This window comes from Escherichia sp. MOD1-EC5990 (assembly GCF_002965285.1).
Taxonomy (GTDB): domain Bacteria; phylum Pseudomonadota; class Gammaproteobacteria; order Enterobacterales; family Enterobacteriaceae; genus Escherichia; species Escherichia coli_F.
Genome location: NZ_PTRV01000018.1, coordinates 1 through 15,688, shown reverse-complemented (window position 1 = coordinate 15,688; position 15,688 = coordinate 1). Strand labels below are relative to the sequence as shown.

Annotated in this window: 15 protein-coding genes and 1 pseudogene; 7 read left to right on the top strand and 9 right to left on the bottom strand. The window is 49.5% G+C overall.

From position 1 onward, the window contains the following. Positions 1-80 precede the first annotated feature (80 nt). From glnL to BEB42_RS18565, 3 genes are all read left to right on the top strand, one after another. On the top strand, positions 81-1,130 hold the full coding sequence (gene glnL, locus BEB42_RS18575; protein ID WP_000190577.1) for a nitrogen regulation protein NR(II): 1,050 nt from the start codon (positions 81-83) through the stop codon (positions 1,128-1,130). An 11-nt stretch (positions 1,131-1,141) separates the two neighbouring features. Continuing rightward, positions 1,142-2,551: a nitrogen regulation protein NR(I) gene (gene glnG / locus BEB42_RS18570; RefSeq protein ID WP_001353709.1), complete on the top strand. Its 1,410-nt coding sequence runs from the start codon at positions 1,142-1,144 to the stop codon at positions 2,549-2,551. 111 nt (positions 2,552-2,662) lie between these two features. Continuing rightward, positions 2,663-2,773 (top strand): YshB family small membrane protein, encoded by a 111-nt coding sequence (locus tag BEB42_RS18565; RefSeq protein WP_000893994.1) that lies wholly within the window; start codon positions 2,663-2,665, stop codon positions 2,771-2,773. A gap of 228 nt (positions 2,774-3,001) precedes the next feature. Here the strand turns inward: BEB42_RS18565 and hemN are convergent, their stop codons facing one another. From hemN to BEB42_RS26785, 3 genes and pseudogenes are all read right to left on the bottom strand, one after another. After that, complete coding sequence (gene hemN / locus BEB42_RS18560) at positions 3,002-4,375, bottom strand: oxygen-independent coproporphyrinogen III oxidase (RefSeq protein ID WP_000116076.1); 1,374 nt, start codon at positions 4,373-4,375, stop codon at positions 3,002-3,004. Positions 4,376-4,563: 188 nt separating this feature from the next. Beyond that, a complete protein-coding gene (gene yihI, locus BEB42_RS18555; RefSeq protein ID WP_001295266.1) occupies positions 4,564-5,073 on the bottom strand; it encodes a Der GTPase-activating protein YihI in 510 nt (169 codons plus the stop codon). A 118-nt stretch (positions 5,074-5,191) separates the two neighbouring features. Continuing rightward, a pseudogene (locus BEB42_RS26785) lies at positions 5,192-5,358 on the bottom strand (hypothetical protein). A gap of 296 nt (positions 5,359-5,654) precedes the next feature. Here BEB42_RS26785 and yihA point away from each other — a divergent pair. Beyond that, the gene (gene yihA, locus BEB42_RS18550; RefSeq protein ID WP_000183349.1) at positions 5,655-6,287 is read left to right on the top strand and encodes a ribosome biogenesis GTP-binding protein YihA/YsxC; all 633 of its coding nucleotides are present in this window, start codon (positions 5,655-5,657) and stop codon (positions 6,285-6,287) included. 168 nt (positions 6,288-6,455) lie between these two features. Here yihA and BEB42_RS27220 read toward each other — a convergent pair whose 3' ends face one another. After that, the gene (locus tag BEB42_RS27220) at positions 6,456-6,503 is read right to left on the bottom strand and encodes a spot 42 RNA, inhibition of DNA synthesis (protein WP_071892919.1); all 48 of its coding nucleotides are present in this window, start codon (positions 6,501-6,503) and stop codon (positions 6,456-6,458) included. 165 nt (positions 6,504-6,668) lie between these two features. Beyond that, complete coding sequence (gene polA / locus BEB42_RS18545) at positions 6,669-9,455, bottom strand: DNA polymerase I (RefSeq protein ID WP_000250000.1); 2,787 nt, start codon at positions 9,453-9,455, stop codon at positions 6,669-6,671. A gap of 363 nt (positions 9,456-9,818) precedes the next feature. Between polA and BEB42_RS18535 the strand changes: the two genes are divergently transcribed. Beyond that, positions 9,819-10,751 (top strand): acyltransferase, encoded by a 933-nt coding sequence (locus BEB42_RS18535; protein WP_001353708.1) that lies wholly within the window; start codon positions 9,819-9,821, stop codon positions 10,749-10,751. 40 nt (positions 10,752-10,791) lie between these two features. On the opposite strand, the gene BEB42_RS18530 is transcribed toward BEB42_RS18535, so the two are convergent. The 4 genes from BEB42_RS18530 to BEB42_RS18515 all read right to left on the bottom strand — a co-directional run bounded on the left by BEB42_RS18530 (position 10,792) and on the right by BEB42_RS18515 (position 14,352). Beyond that, entirely contained in the window at positions 10,792-12,222 is a 1,431-nt protein-coding gene (locus BEB42_RS18530) for a YdgA family protein (RefSeq protein WP_001353707.1), read from the bottom strand. Positions 12,223-12,376: 154 nt separating this feature from the next. Beyond that, positions 12,377-13,003 carry a thiol:disulfide interchange protein DsbA gene (dsbA, locus tag BEB42_RS18525; RefSeq protein ID WP_000725344.1) on the bottom strand — a complete coding sequence of 209 codons (627 nt, stop codon included), beginning with the start codon at positions 13,001-13,003 and terminating at the stop codon, positions 12,377-12,379. 16 nt (positions 13,004-13,019) lie between these two features. Next, positions 13,020-14,006: a stress response kinase SrkA gene (srkA, locus tag BEB42_RS18520; RefSeq protein ID WP_001065499.1), complete on the bottom strand. Its 987-nt coding sequence runs from the start codon at positions 14,004-14,006 to the stop codon at positions 13,020-13,022. Between the two features lie 76 nt (positions 14,007-14,082). Then, positions 14,083-14,352 (bottom strand): YihD family protein, encoded by a 270-nt coding sequence (locus BEB42_RS18515; RefSeq protein ID WP_001295263.1) that lies wholly within the window; start codon positions 14,350-14,352, stop codon positions 14,083-14,085. Positions 14,353-14,421: 69 nt separating this feature from the next. Here BEB42_RS18515 and mobA point away from each other — a divergent pair, with 69 nt between their 5' ends. Then, positions 14,422-15,003, top strand: coding sequence for a molybdenum cofactor guanylyltransferase MobA (gene mobA, locus BEB42_RS18510; RefSeq protein WP_105267490.1), 582 nt, complete (start codon positions 14,422-14,424; stop codon positions 15,001-15,003). Beyond that, a complete protein-coding gene (gene mobB / locus BEB42_RS18505) occupies positions 14,988-15,515 on the top strand; it encodes a molybdopterin-guanine dinucleotide biosynthesis protein MobB (RefSeq protein ID WP_000101975.1) in 528 nt (175 codons plus the stop codon). Before mobA ends, mobB begins: the two co-directional genes overlap by 16 nt. Positions 15,516-15,688 lie beyond the last annotated feature (173 nt).

The following is a 15,688-nucleotide window of genomic DNA, read 5'->3' as shown; positions in this document are numbered from 1 at the left end:
CTTCTTTGATGCTTCGCGCTTTTTATCCGTAAAAAGCTATAATGCACTAAAATGGTGCAACCTGTTCAGGAGACTGCTTTATGGCAACAGGCACGCAGCCCGATGCTGGGCAGATCCTCAACTCGCTGATTAACAGTATTTTGTTAATCGATGACAACCTGGCGATCCATTACGCCAACCCCGCCGCGCAACAACTGCTCGCCCAAAGCTCCCGCAAATTGTTTGGTACACCGTTACCGGAACTGTTGAGCTACTTCTCATTAAATATCGAGCTGATGCAAGAAAGTCTGGAGGCGGGGCAAGGTTTTACCGATAACGAAGTGACGCTGGTCATCGACGGGCGCTCGCATATCCTTTCTGTGACGGCCCAGCGTATGCCGGACGGCATGATCCTGCTGGAGATGGCACCGATGGATAACCAGCGCCGCTTAAGTCAGGAACAGCTACAGCACGCCCAGCAGGTTGCTGCCCGTGATTTAGTGCGCGGCCTGGCACATGAGATTAAAAATCCGCTTGGCGGTTTACGTGGTGCAGCGCAGCTGCTCAGCAAAGCATTACCTGACCCGTCACTGCTGGAATATACCAAAGTGATTATTGAACAGGCGGATCGGCTGCGAAATCTGGTCGACCGTCTGTTGGGGCCGCAACTGCCCGGTACGCGCGTTACCGAAAGTATTCACAAAGTGGCTGAACGCGTGGTGACGCTGGTGTCGATGGAACTGCCGGACAACGTGCGGTTGATTCGTGATTACGACCCCAGCCTGCCGGAACTGGCGCACGATCCGGATCAAATTGAACAGGTATTGCTGAATATTGTGCGCAATGCGCTACAGGCGCTGGGGCCGGAAGGTGGTGAAATCATTCTGCGTACCCGCACCGCGTTTCAACTGACCTTACACGGCGAGCGCTATCGGCTGGCGGCGCGGATTGATGTGGAAGATAACGGGCCAGGCATTCCGCCTCATTTGCAGGATACGCTGTTTTACCCGATGGTCAGCGGCCGCGAAGGTGGCACCGGGCTTGGCTTATCCATCGCCCGTAATTTGATTGATCAGCATTCAGGCAAAATTGAATTTACCAGTTGGCCAGGTCATACCGAGTTCTCGGTTTACCTGCCTATCAGGAAATAAAGGTGACGTTTATGCAACGAGGGATAGTCTGGGTAGTCGATGACGATAGTTCCATCCGTTGGGTGCTTGAACGTGCGCTCGCTGGAGCGGGTTTAACCTGTACGACATTTGAGAACGGCGCGGAAGTACTGGAGGCGCTGGCGAGCAAAACGCCGGATGTGCTGCTTTCAGATATCCGTATGCCGGGAATGGACGGGCTTGCGCTGCTCAAGCAGATTAAACAGCGCCATCCGATGCTTCCGGTCATCATTATGACCGCACATTCCGATCTGGATGCTGCCGTCAGCGCCTATCAACAAGGGGCGTTTGATTATCTGCCCAAACCATTTGATATCGACGAAGCCGTGGCGCTGGTTGAGCGCGCCATCAGCCATTATCAGGAACAGCAGCAACCGCGTAATGTTCAGCTTAACGGCCCGACGACCGATATCATCGGCGAAGCGCCAGCCATGCAGGACGTGTTCCGGATTATCGGTCGGCTTTCACGTTCTTCTATTAGCGTGCTGATTAACGGCGAATCCGGCACCGGTAAAGAACTGGTCGCTCATGCCCTGCATCGCCACAGTCCTCGAGCCAAAGCGCCGTTTATCGCGCTGAATATGGCGGCTATCCCGAAGGATTTGATCGAATCAGAACTGTTCGGTCACGAGAAAGGCGCGTTTACCGGCGCGAATACTATTCGTCAGGGGCGTTTTGAACAGGCCGATGGCGGCACGTTATTCCTCGATGAAATTGGCGATATGCCGCTCGATGTACAGACGCGTTTGCTGCGCGTGCTGGCAGACGGTCAGTTTTATCGCGTTGGCGGCTATGCGCCGGTGAAAGTGGATGTGCGGATTATCGCTGCGACCCATCAGAATCTCGAACAGCGGGTACAGGAAGGCAAGTTCCGTGAGGATTTGTTCCACCGCCTGAACGTTATCCGCGTTCATCTGCCGCCATTGCGCGAGCGTCGGGAAGATATTCCCCGCCTGGCGCGCCATTTCCTGCAGGTTGCCGCGCGCGAACTGGGCGTAGAAGCGAAGTTGCTGCATCCGGAAACCGAAGCCGCGCTGACGCGTCTGGCGTGGCCGGGTAACGTACGCCAGCTGGAAAACACCTGTCGCTGGCTAACGGTGATGGCCGCCGGGCAGGAAGTGTTGATTCAGGATTTGCCTGGCGAACTGTTTGAATCAACCGTAGCGGAAAGCCCTTCGCAATTACAGCCGGACAGTTGGGCAACGCTGTTAGCGCAGTGGGCAGACAGAGCGCTGCGTTCCGGTCATCAAAACCTGCTTTCCGAAGCGCAGCCTGAGCTTGAGCGGACGTTACTGACGACCGCGTTGCGACATACGCAGGGGCATAAACAGGAAGCGGCGCGGCTGCTTGGCTGGGGTCGCAACACACTGACACGTAAGTTAAAAGAGCTGGGGATGGAGTGATTCACGGCTTGTGTGTAAAGATTGATTATTGAGCGCAAATTGCTGGTATTTTGCGCTTTACTGTTCCGATAAGTTCAGTATGATCTTGCCCGGAAAACGGGGAGAGTCATTATGCTGGAATCAATAATTAATCTGGTATCGAGTGGCGCAGTTGACAGCCACACACCGCAAACTGCCGTTGCTGCCGTGCTGTGTGCTGCGATGATTGGGCTGTTTAGCTGAAGCTCGTTGTTTATGCCGGATGCGGAGAAAGTCGTAGGCCTGATAAGACGCGACCAGCGTCGCATCAGGCATCATGCTCAGATGCCGGATGCAGCGTAAACGCCTTATCCGGCCTACAAAAGCAATAATTTCAACAGGTTTTCTTAACCAGCGCATCAGGCAATCTTGTTCTCAGCACATTGATGGCGCTTTCGTTTTCTACTTTGTAAACGAAGCGCCATTCACCATTTAAATCACCCGTGAGAACTGCTGCATCCGCGCTTTCTGGCGCAGATAGGTATCAAAGCACATGCAAATGTTGCGGATCAGCAGGCGACCTTTCGCCGTTACCTGAATCCCCTTCTCATCCACATCCACCAGCCCATCTTTTGCTAACGGGGCAAGCAGCTTGAGATCTTCTGCAAAGTAATCAGCGAAGTGCAAATCCCACTGTTGCTCAATGGGGGCGTAATCCAGACGGAAGTTGCAGATGAGCGACTTAATCACATCGCGGCGAATACAGTCATCACGCGTTAGCGCAATACCACGCCACAGCGCATTGCCTTGTTCATCCACTTGCTGATAGTACTGCTTCAACTCTTTCTGGTTCTGCGCGTAGCAGTCGCCAATCATGCTGATGGCGGAAACGCCCATCCCCAGCAGATCGGTATCGCCCTGAGTGGTGTAGCCCTGGAAGTTACGATGCAGCACGCCTTCACGCTGGGCCACCGCCAGCTCGTCATCCGGGCGAGCAAAGTGATCCATACCGATAAACTGATAGCCCGATTGTGTCAGGAAGGCGATGGTTTCCTGCAGGATATCGAGTTTTTGCTGCGGACTCGGCAGGTCAGCATCTTTGATTTTACGCTGAGCAGCAAAAATGGTCGGCAAATGCGCGTAGTTAAAGACACTCAGGCGATCGGGGTTAAGTTCCGCCACGCGTTTCAGGGTAAAGGCGAAACTCTCCGGCGTCTGTTTCGGCAGGCCGTAAATCAGGTCGATGTTGGTGGAGGTAAAGCCAATCTCACGCGCATGGTTAAGCAGTGCAAAGATGAAATCTTCATCCTGCTCGCGGTTAACCAGACGTTGCACTTCTTTGTTGAAGTCCTGCACGCCCATGCTCAGGCGATTAAAGCCTTCGGCGCGTAAATGATCGAGTACATCCAGTTCGATTTCCCGCGGATCGACTTCGATCGAAATCTCCGCATCGGCATTGAACTGGAAGTTTTCGCGCAGCAACTTCATCAGTCGGCTGATTTGCGCTTTGTTCAGATACGTCGGCGTACCTCCGCCCCAGTGCAATTGGCTGATGTGACGCCCGGCGAACAGCGGTGCACGATGGACGATTTCTTGCTCCAGTGCGTCCAGATACTGATCGGCCTTGTGCTGCTGGCGAGTCACTATCTTATTGCAACCGCAGAAGTAACAAAGCTTATGGCAGAACGGAATATGTACGTAGAGAGATAATGGACGCTCAGGATAGCGCGCCACGGCTTGTAAAAACGCCTGTTCGCCGAAGTCTTCTGAAAACTCCAGCGCGGTCGGGTACGAGGTGTATCGTGGCCCGGAATAGTTATATTTCTGGATCAGGGCCAGATCCCAGTCGATTTGCTGTACAGACATGCTCACTCCTTCCGATGGCGTCTCTGGCGGCTACGGCGTACCGGCGGATGCCCGTTTCGGGTCATCAGCCGGTTGCGCAGCCACTTTTGTCGCCGCGACAACCGCTGTAGTTTAACGAATAACCACACCAGATAACATATAACCGGAAGGGTTATCAGCAGAACGGGAAGGCCCACGGCGGCAATCCGTTAGTTGCCCCGCAGCAGACGCATCATGTCTTCTTGCTTCTCGTCTTCTTCCTCTTCTTCGTCATCGTCATAAGAGAGGCCGAGTTTCTGCATCAACTCATCAATACGATCCAGTTTGGCATCCACCCAGGATTGCTCTTCGGCGCTCAGGGTTTCGCCTGCCTCCAGACGTTCCAGCAGCGCATCCAGACGCTCATCCGTTTCCAGTAACTCCAACTCCGCCTGCGGTGAAAGCATAGGTTTCTCACTCTTCGGTTTGTGCTGTTTGGTGACTTTTTCAGTCACGCCCAATGGAATAGGGGTTTTACTGCCAATACGTGGATCTTTCGGTGCGTTCTGGCCTTTGCTGCCTGACGTGGTGTTACCGCCCGCTGCGCGGCTGCCCGGCGCATGACCACGACGTTTTTTCTGACGCTTACGGTCACGAGCTTCCTGATCCAGCTCCTCGCGTGTTTTTCGACGCGCTTTTGCATGACCTTTGCTGCGTGAGTTTGAAGATGATGGTTTCATAATGGTTCGTCTTTTAGCCGTTTTATTCAGTATAGATTTGCGGCGGAATCTAACAGAAAGCAAGCAAAGAAAAAAGGCGACAGATTACTCTGTCGCCTTTTTTCCTGACTCATAACCCTTAACGGGTCTTACAATCCTTGCAGGCCGCCAACACACCCTGTTTTTCCATTAGCCGGAACAATCCGTGTTGATTCCATTTCCGTTTAATTACGTCTCCGGACGTTTGTCTTCCTGACAATCCTCTGTCTTCGCCTCCTGGCGCTCCTGACCCTCATCCTGAGTCATTGTTCCTGTTAGCGTCCTCGCTCTATGGGTGCTACTTTACGCCTTTGCTTTAAACAAACAATCAACCGCCATCAGTATTTGCACATTTTCAGAGTTTTATATAAAAGCAATTAACTGATTTATATAGCTTATTTGACATGCATCGCAGAATTTTCTCTGCTATTTCGCATAAAGACTATCGGCAATGTCTCACAAAGCGTATGGCTTTTACTTACAACGCTCACGCCGAAAAATCCGCCTTTTATTATGGTTCAGGTATAATCGCCGCAAAGCTTTGACTGACGGAGACGACCGCTTTGACTAATTTGAATTATCAACAGACGCATTTTGTGATGAGTGCGCCTGATATTCGCCACCTACCTTCCGATACCGGAATTGAAGTGGCTTTTGCAGGCCGTTCCAACGCAGGTAAATCCAGCGCGCTGAACACGCTGACTAACCAGAAAAGCCTGGCGCGGACCTCAAAAACCCCAGGGCGCACCCAGCTTATCAACCTGTTTGAAGTGGCTGACGGCAAGCGTCTGGTTGACCTGCCCGGCTATGGCTACGCGGAAGTCCCGGAAGAGATGAAGCGCAAATGGCAACGCGCGCTCGGCGAATACCTCGAAAAACGTCAGAGCCTGCAAGGCCTGGTGGTACTCATGGATATTCGCCATCCGTTGAAAGACCTCGATCAGCAGATGATTGAGTGGGCGGTAGACAGTAATATCGCCGTACTGGTGCTGCTGACCAAAGCGGACAAACTGGCAAGCGGCGCACGTAAAGCACAATTGAATATGGTGCGTGAAGCAGTGCTGGCGTTTAACGGTGATGTGCAGGTTGAAACGTTCTCTTCGCTGAAGAAGCAAGGCGTGGACAAGCTGCGGCAGAAACTGGATACCTGGTTTAGCGAGATGCAGCCTGTCGAAGAAACGCAGGACGGCGAATAATTTTCTTGCCTTAATGCTTGTGCCGGATGTGGCGTATCCGGCCGGTAAATTCAATAGATTACGATTCTACCGTTGGCCTGATAAACATGGCGCATCAGGCATTACAGATCTTTTCTTTCGCCCAATAAAAAACGCCCCAGTCATTACTGACTGGGGCGGCTAAAATATTCAGCCAAATCCGATTACGTGAAGTAAAAGGTCTGAAAGATAGAACATCTTACCTCTGTACCCTACGCGACTAACTTTACTCTTTTTTGTTCAGTTCAGAAAGCATTTTTTGTAATTTTTTTTCAGTTGTTGCATAGGAATTTCTAATAGCCATCACAAAACGTGACAGCTTATGTTGCTTACTTACGAAAAAAGGGCATGTTCAGGCGAATCTTAGTGCGCCTGATCCCAGTTTTCGCCACTCCCCACTTCCACCAGCAACGGCACATCCAGACGGGTACAGTTTTCCATCAGTTGATGAATCTGTTTCGCGACGGCATCGACATCATCTTTATGAACTTCAAATACCAGTTCATCGTGTACCTGCATAATCATACGCACACGCGGTTGCTCAGCTTGTAACCACGCATCAACGGCAATCATCGCTCGTTTGATAATGTCGGCGGCGGTTCCCTGCATTGGCGCGTTAATGGCTGCACGTTCAGCCGCTGCACGACGAGCACCATTGCTGGATTTGATATCCGGCAGATACAGACGGCGTCCGTCCAGCGTTTCAACGTAGCCCTGTTCTTTCGCCTGCGCACGGGTGCGCTCCATATACTCCAGCACGCCTGGGTAGCGTTCGAAGTAAAGGTCCATGTACTTCTGCGCTTCTTTACGTGGAATGTTCAATTGTCGCGCCAGACCGAAAGCACTCATGCCATAAATCAGACCAAAGTTGATCGCTTTCGCGCTACGACGTTGCTCGCTGGTGACGGTTTCCAGTGGCAAACCAAACACTTCTGCCGCCGTAGCCCGGTGGATATCTTTTCCTTCCGCGAATGCGGTCAGCAAGCCTTTGTCACGCGAGAGATGCGCCATAATGCGCAGTTCAATCTGCGAGTAGTCCGCCGAGACAATCACATAATCCTCTGGCGCAATAAACGCCTGGCGGATACGACGACCTTCTTCGTTACGCACCGGAATGTTTTGCAGGTTAGGATCGGTTGACGATAAACGTCCCGTTGCGGTTACTGCCTGGTGATAAGAGGTATGTACACGCCCGGTTTTCGGGTTGATCATCAGCGGCAGCTTGTCGGTGTAGGTCGATTTCAGCTTCGCCAGACCACGATACTCCAGAATCACTTTTGGCAACGGATAGTCCAGCGCCAGTTCTTCCAGTACCTCTTCCGACGTTGACGGCGCACCACCCGGCGTTTTCTTCAGCGGTTTAATGCCCTGTTTTTCAAACAGAATGGTTTGTAACTGCTTGGTGGAAGAAAGGTTAAATTCTTCACCTGCAATTTCATGCGCTTTCTTTTCCAGCTCAGCCAGACGTAGAGTGAGCTCTTCAGAATGATTATGAAGCACTTTCGGATCGATCTTCACACCGTTACGTTCAATGCGTGAAAGCACCGGCACCAAAGGCATTTCGATATTCTCGAAGACGTTCAACGGCCCTTTGTGTTTTTGCAGATCCGGCCACATTTTCAGATGCAACTGCAAGGTGACATCTGCATCTTCGGCGGCGTAACGTCCGGCCTCTTCGAGGGCAATCTGGTTAAAGGTCAGTTGATTTTTGCCTTTACCGGCAATCTCTTCAAAAGTGATGGTTTTGTGCTTCAACCAACGTTCCGCGAGGCTGTCCATATCGTGACGCCCGGCAACGCTATTGAGAATGTAGGACTCCAGCATGGTATCAAACGCAATCCCACGTAGTTCAATGCCGTAGTTCGCCAGAATACCGCGATCGTATTTCAGGTTTTGCCCGACCTTCAGCGCCTTTTCATCTTCCAGCAGCGGTTTTAGCAACTCGAGTGCACGCTCGCGAGAGATTTGATCGGGCGCATCAAGATAATCATGAGCAACTGGAATATATGCCGCTACGCCTGGCTCGATAGCAAAAGAAAGCCCGACCAGGTTAGCAGAGATGTTATCGAGGCTGTCGGTTTCGGTATCAAATGCAAATACCGGCGCTTTTTCCAGCTTCGCAATCCACGCTTTCAGTGTTTCTTCATCAAGGATGGTGACGTAGTTGTCATAAGAAATCACCGTTGCCGTCACTTCTGGCGCGTCGTCTGCAACACTGGTTTCCTGCGGCTTCGCGGCTGGTTTTGCCCCTTTGGCCTGTAACCATTTGCCCGCTTCGACATCAGCAGTCCAGCGTTTGAACTCATACTTTTTGAACAGCCCCAACAACTCTTCCGCCGCCGGTTGCTGCACTTCCAGTTGTTCACAGGTCAGCTCCAGTTCAACGTCGGTTTTAATCGTCGCCAGCTGGTATGAGAGATAAGCAACTTCTTTGTTTTGCTCGAGCTTCGCTGCCATTGTTTTCGCGCCACGGAAGCTCAACCCAGCAATTTTTTCTGGCTCGGCATACAGCGTATCCAGTCCGCCAAGACCTTGCAGCAATGCCTGCGCGGTTTTTTCACCAACGCCCGGTACGCCAGGGATGTTATCGGAGGAGTCACCCATCAGCGCCAGGAAATCGATGATCAGTTCTGGCGGCACGCCGTACTTATTCACCACCTCTTCCGGTCCGAGGATGGTATTCGTCATGGTATTGATAAGCGTAATATTTGGCGTCACCAGCTGCGCCATATCTTTATCGCCAGTGCTGATCAGCACCGGACGCCCGGCTTTTTCGGCTTCGCGCGCCAGAGTACCGATAACGTCGTCCGCTTCTACGCCAGAAACCGCCAGCAGCGGCAGTCCCATCGCTTTGACCATCGCGTGCAGAGGTTCGATTTGTGCTCGCAGATCGTCCGGCATTGGCGGGCGATGTGATTTGTAATGTTCAAACAGTTCATCACGAAAGGTTTTTCCCTTGGCGTCAAAGACCACCGCTGCATGCGTCGGTTTATATTGCATGATTAGACTGCGCAGCATGTTGAGGACACCATACATCGCACCGGTCGGCTCGCCTGCGCTGTTAGTCAGCGGGGGAAACGCGTGATATGCGCGATAAAGATAAGATGAACCATCTACAAGGATAAGTGGATTTTGGGGGATCTGAACCATAATGTCCGTGCCTGTTTATCAGATTATGGGTAAAGGATGCCACAGACAGGATGAAAACATGAGTTTTTCACCGCTTTTCGTGAAAATCTTTTGTAGATCTTCTGGATCGCTCGCAAATCGTCATGTGGATAACTTTGTGCATAAATTATTTACATCACTTTTAATTTATTATCATGCTTTTTACAGCATGATGTTTGTCTTTGCTTTTCATACAGTTAAATATAAAGCCATCCCTAATAATTGTGATAATGGGATTTTTTCTAATGTGGATAGATATGAATTATTTTTCTCCTTAAGGATCATCCGTTATTTGGGGCGTTTTCTGCTAAAATCGGCGCCTTGCGCTTCTTTAGCGCACTGTCTATGGCTAACCTTTTGAATAAATTCATTATGACGAGAATACTCGCTGCGATAACCCTTTTGCTGAGTATCGTATTGACCATTTTGGTCACTATTTTTTGCTCCGTCCCGATCATCATTGCCGGGATTGTAAAACTATTGCTACCTGTGCCAGTCATTTGGCGAAAGGTTTCGCGTTTTTGTGATTTTATGATGTATTGCTGGTGTGAAAGTCTGGCGGTATTACTGCATCTGAACCCACACCTGCAATGGGAAGTTCACGGGCTGGAAGGGTTAAGTAAGAAGAACTGGTATCTGCTTATTTGTAACCACCGTAGTTGGGCAGATATTGTCGTACTGTGCGTGCTGTTTCGTAAGCACATTCCGATGAATAAATATTTCCTCAAGCAGCAGCTTGCCTGGGTGCCATTTCTTGGCCTGGCATGCTGGGCGCTGGATATGCCGTTTATGAAGCGTTATTCCCGCGCTTATTTATTACGTCATCCGGAACGACGTGGTAAAGATGTTGAAACCACCCGGCGTTCTTGTGAAAAGTTTCGCCTGCACCCCACCACCATTGTCAATTTCGTTGAAGGCTCCCGTTTCACGCAAGAAAAACATCAGCAAACCCACTCCACTTTTCAAAACTTGTTGCCACCAAAGGCGGCAGGCATTGCGATGGCGCTAAATGTACTGGGTAAACAATTCGATAAACTGCTTAATGTTACGCTGTGTTATCCGGACAATAACCGTCAGCCGTTCTTCGATATGTTAAGCGGTAAACTGACGCGAATTGTCGTACATGTGGATTTACAGCCTATTGCCGATGATTTACATGGCGACTACATCAATGACAAAAGCTTTAAGCGCCATTTTCAGCAATGGCTGAACTCACTGTGGCAGGAAAAAGACCGACTTCTGACGTCGTTGATGTCATCACAGCGTCAGAATAAGTAAGTTTTACTCGCCTCTGAATGAGCAGAGGCGAGTGAGTATTTTAATGAACAAAACGTCCGGCACGAGACATAAATTCTTCTTCGCTCATTTCCTGTCCGTTAAAAACAACTTTACCCGGTGTATAACGCAGTTGCAGCGAGGCGGTATTGTTGTCAATCGTGATTAACTGAAACATCTGACCTAATGTCATCATCCCGCTGATTTGTTTATCAGCCTGCTTTTGCGCTTTTTCCGCATCCATGCCTTCAGATAAATTAAGCTGTTTTGCGGTTTCTGTGACAACATTAAGCGGTAACTTCACGTCAAAATTGAGCGATTTAATATCTTTGTTTGTGGATGATGAAGATTTGGCTGGGTCGGCAATACTGATATCCAGATTGGCATTTAGTTCGCCGAGTGCGTTCTTCCATCTTACCGGTTGTTTAATGGTCGGCTCACTTTTTTGTAATAACGGTAAATACTCTTTGAACAATGCAGCATTCACTTCTTGCAGAGCAACTTCATCGTTTGCTAACTCAGGGTGTGCAGCAAGCTGCTTCTGCATCGCAATGTTATACTGAATGATAAATTGGCGCACCGCTGAGGGATCAATAGATTCCGCAATCAAGGACCACTCTCCACTACCGAGTTGCTGATTCCCTTTTGTTAACTTATCAAGTTCGTAGGTCAGATTGACATTGATATAATCTTTGTCTTTAACGCGATCCAGCCTGGTTTTTGCAACGAAAGCATCGATTTGGGCAACGTCTTCTCCCTGATTGATAATGTTAATCTGATTGAATTTCGACTCGCTTTCGCCAACCGGAAATTTCTTTTCTTCTAATCGCGTCAGAGAATCAATGGTAAAACTTTTCGCCGTTACTTTGTTCAATGGCGATAATTCCAGAACAATATCTTCGACTTTGCCTTCAATATCCAGGTTAGACAATGAGCTACCATCACCATTAAAAGTAAACTGGCCTTCACCAAAAGAAAACTTTCCATATTTTGCAGGGGCAACATCTAATGTCGTGGAGAATGAGCCACCAAACGCGAATCGCAATGTCGCTTCCACGGGCGATTTATTTTTTGCGGCGATAAATAGCGGTTGTGTCAGTTCATTATTCACTAAGTTCACTTTTGCCGCTGCCAGTGCGGGGATGACATTACCACGCATTAACATTGTGATGGGCAACGGACCGTGCTCAACATCCACATCAAATGCAACTTTCTGGCCTGGCTTGATATTGAGATCGGGTGCACCGTTATCAAATGTCATTTGCATTTGAAAATGAGAATTAAAAAAGCCTTTGTCAAAGTTTTTATAACTTAACGTCATATCGTAGGCATGTTCACCTTTCTTTTTAGCATCGTTAAAATCTTTAATGAACTTTTCGACACCAGGCTGAATTTGCGTACCTGTGTACCATGTGCCACCACCCCAGATTACGGCTAACGCAACAATAATACCTGTAGCTGACTTACGTATCATATAAATATTCCCTGATAAAACAGCAAAACTTTGAATATCCACTTATGCTGAAATAATGTCCAGCGGCAGGACGCATTATCAGAATGTATTTATATTTATTAAATAATAAAAAAAGCCCGTGAATATTCACGGGCTTTATGTAATTTACATTGAATTATTTTTTCTCGGACAGATATTTCACAGTATCAGCATACTGCTGAACAAAAACATCCATATTGCTGGTATCCATACCCTGCGGATTCAGCTGATATTTACCGTTAACAAACATCGCCGGAACGCCACGCAATTGCACGTCGGCTGCGGCTTTTTCCTGCTGAGCCACCAGAGATTTCACCACGAAGCTGTTCCAGGCCGCGTCGTACTCTTCACCTTTAATACCTGCGTTGATAAATACATCGCGGATATCAGATGCAGAACGAATGGTCTGGGTTTTCTGTACGCCTTCAAACAGCGGAACAGTCACTTTGTCTTCCACGCCCAGCGCCATCGCCACTGCCCATGCCTGAGTCAGTTCTTTGCCCAGATCCCCGCCCATGAAGTTGACGTGGTATTTAGTCATTTTCACGCCTTCCGGCAGTTTTTTCTTCACGTTATCAGAAATATGCAGAACTTCTTCAAACTGATAGCAGTGCGGGCAGAAGAAAGAGAAAAACTCCAGCACTTGCGGCGCGCCAGCTACCGGTTTTTCCAGGGTAGTGTACTGTTTACCATCTTCATACTGCGCCGCCGATGCGCTAAACGCTAAAACTAAACCAGCCAGCGCCAGCCAAATCTTTTTCATGATCTACTCTCTCCGATTAATACATAGGTGTTAATTGCAAAGGGGGTTCTTGTAGAACTTTTGCCTGTTCTATAAAAGTCGCCGTCTGTCGCAGCCAGTAATCTTCCCCGGTTAACCACGGGAAATTTTTCGGGAACGCGGGATCAGCCCAACGCCGCATTAGCCAGGCAAGATAATAAACCAAACGCATGGCGCGTAAAGGTTCAATCAGTCCGATTTCAGCGGTATCGAACTCGCTAAATTCTTCATAAGCTTCAATAATAGTTTCCAGTTGCATCCGCTGCTCGGATTTATCGCCATTGAGCAACATCCACAAATCCTGAACGGCTGGACCATTACGTGCATCATCCAGATCAACGAACATTGGACCATCACGCCAGAGAATATTCCCGGCGTGGCAGTCTCCATGTAGCCGCAGAACGGTGAAATCTTCCCGCCAATGTGCTGTAACGGCGGCGATCAGCTCATCTGTCGCTTTCAGGAATGCCGCTTTCAACCCGGAAGGTATCAGTGTAGCGTCCTCAAACAGCTTGCGTGGCTCAATGAGATATTCATTCAGACCGATGGTCGGGCGATGGATAAAAAGCTGTTTGCGCCCCGTCTGGTGCATACGCCCTAAATAACGCCCAACAGCTTCCATCTGATCGATATTATCAGCTTCGAACTGGCGACCACCGACGCTTGGAAAAACAGCGAAATAAAATCCCTGATGATTCAATAAAGTCTGACCGTTAAAGGCCACAGGCGCTGCGACCGGAACCTCATCGTTAACCAGCTGCAACGCAAATTGATGTTCTTCGAGGATTTGATCGGCTGTCCAACGTTCAGGGCGATAAAATTTGACGACAAAACGTCGACGATCTTCGTCCTGAAATTGATAGACACGGTTTTCATAGCTGTTAAGCGGGGTAAGACCGGAATCCACCCGGATCCCATGCTCAAACAGAGCGTCCATGATGGTATCCGGGTGTAGTGTCTGGAAAGTAAAAGCGCTGTTGTTCATCCCATCATCCGGAAAACATTACGAATGATGAAGGATATCATTTCACGATGATTTTGGTGGCACCGCTTACAAGCTTTTACTCTTTAATTACGCCGCGAGCGCGTAACAGCGCCGTTTTGAAATCTTCTTCATAATCTTTCTGCAAACCCGGGATCACCGCATCTTTCGCGGAATCACGCATTTTCAGGTGATAGATCAGAATGTCATCCGTCAAATCCGCCAGTTCGCCGTCAAAACCTGACTCTTTCGCCAGTTTCTGCAAAAATTGCAGCAGGTTAAGGTCTGGCTCTTTTTGCCAGGCTGGCTGGAGGAGTTCAATAACTTCATTCAGACGTTTACATTTCATAGTAATGCTCCTTACTCTTGAGACAGACACGTTAGCAGGGTCAATCCCACAATAAAAGAGGCGATATCGGTGAATCTGATGACGACGATAACAGGCGTTGTGCTGGCGGGCGGTAAAGCCAGACGAATGGGCGGCGTAGATAAAGGATTGCTTGAATTAAACGGCAAACCATTATGGCAACATGTCGCTGACGCGCTTATGACGCAGCTCTCTCACGTCGTGGTTAATGCTACTCGTCATCAGGAAATCTATCAGGCAAGCGGTCTGAAAGTGATTGAAGATACACTGGCGGATTACCCAGGCCCTCTGGCAGGAATGCTTTCAGTAATGCAGCAGGAAGCGGGGGAGTGGTTTTTGTTTTGCCCATGCGATACGCCTTACATTCCCCCTGATTTAGCTGCCCGGCTTAATCATCAGCGCAAAGATGCGCCTGTCGTGTGGGTCCACGACGGTGAACGCGATCACCCGACTATTGCTCTGGTAAACCGCGCAATTGAGCCTTTATTACTGGAATATCTGCAAGCAGGAGAACGCCGGGTAATGGCATTTATGCGTCTGGCTGGCGGTCATGCGGTTGATTTCAGCGATCATAAAGAGGCATTTGTGAACGTGAATACGCCAGAGGAGCTTGCCCGATGGCAAGAAAAGTAATGATACCGCTACTCGCCTTTGCCGCGTGGAGTGGCACTGGAAAAACTACGCTGCTGAAAAAACTGATCCCGGCATTATGCGCCAGAGGGATCCGTCCGGGACTGATTAAGCATACGCATCATGATATGGATGTTGATAAGCCAGGCAAAGATAGCTATGAACTGCGCAAGGCTGGCGCGGCGCAAACCATCGTTGCCAGCCAGCAACGATGGGCTTTGATGACGGAAACGCCAGACGAAGAAGAGCTGGGTCTACATTTTCTCGCAAGCCGGATGGATACCTCAAAGCTGGATTTGATTCTGGTCGAAGGGTTTAAGCATGAAGAGATCGCAAAGATTGTGCTTTTTCGTGAAGGGGCTGGACATCGACCGGAAGAATTAGTGATAGACAGACATGTTATTGCTGTAGCCAGTGATGTGCCGCTTAAGCTTAATACCACATTACTGGATATTAATGATGTTGAGGGGCTGGCTGATTTTGTGGTGGAGTGGATGCAAAATCAGGACGGATAAGCAAGAGTAGTCTGGATCAGACGCGCCAGCGTCGCATCCGACCTTTTTTTCTGCACCAACGCAAAAAGGCCATCCGTCAGGATGGCCTTCTGCTTGATTTGATGCCTGGCAGTTCCCTACTCTCGCATGGGGAGACCCCACACTACCATCGGCGCTACGGCGTTTCACTTCTG

Excerpts from the sequence above, each read along its gene's own strand:
- BEB42_RS18515 (WP_001295263.1), bottom strand. The coding sequence starts at position 14,352 with ATGAAATGTAAACGTCTGAATGAAGTTATTGAACTCCTCCAGCCAGCC.
- glnL (WP_000190577.1), top strand. The coding sequence starts at position 81 with ATGGCAACAGGCACGCAGCCCGATGCTGGGCAGATCCTCAACTCGCTG.
- glnG (WP_001353709.1), top strand. The coding sequence starts at position 1,142 with ATGCAACGAGGGATAGTCTGGGTAGTCGATGACGATAGTTCCATCCGT.
- srkA (WP_001065499.1), bottom strand. The coding sequence starts at position 14,006 with ATGAACAACAGCGCTTTTACTTTCCAGACACTACACCCGGATACCATC.
- BEB42_RS18565 (WP_000893994.1), top strand. The coding sequence starts at position 2,663 with ATGCTGGAATCAATAATTAATCTGGTATCGAGTGGCGCAGTTGACAGC.
- BEB42_RS18535 (WP_001353708.1), top strand. The coding sequence starts at position 9,819 with ATGGCTAACCTTTTGAATAAATTCATTATGACGAGAATACTCGCTGCG.
- yihI (WP_001295266.1), bottom strand. The coding sequence starts at position 5,073 with ATGAAACCATCATCTTCAAACTCACGCAGCAAAGGTCATGCAAAAGCG.
- mobB (WP_000101975.1), top strand. The coding sequence starts at position 14,988 with ATGGCAAGAAAAGTAATGATACCGCTACTCGCCTTTGCCGCGTGGAGT.
- hemN (WP_000116076.1), bottom strand. The coding sequence starts at position 4,375 with ATGTCTGTACAGCAAATCGACTGGGATCTGGCCCTGATCCAGAAATAT.
- polA (WP_000250000.1), bottom strand. The coding sequence starts at position 9,455 with ATGGTTCAGATCCCCCAAAATCCACTTATCCTTGTAGATGGTTCATCT.
- BEB42_RS18530 (WP_001353707.1), bottom strand. The coding sequence starts at position 12,222 with ATGATACGTAAGTCAGCTACAGGTATTATTGTTGCGTTAGCCGTAATC.
- dsbA (WP_000725344.1), bottom strand. The coding sequence starts at position 13,003 with ATGAAAAAGATTTGGCTGGCGCTGGCTGGTTTAGTTTTAGCGTTTAGC.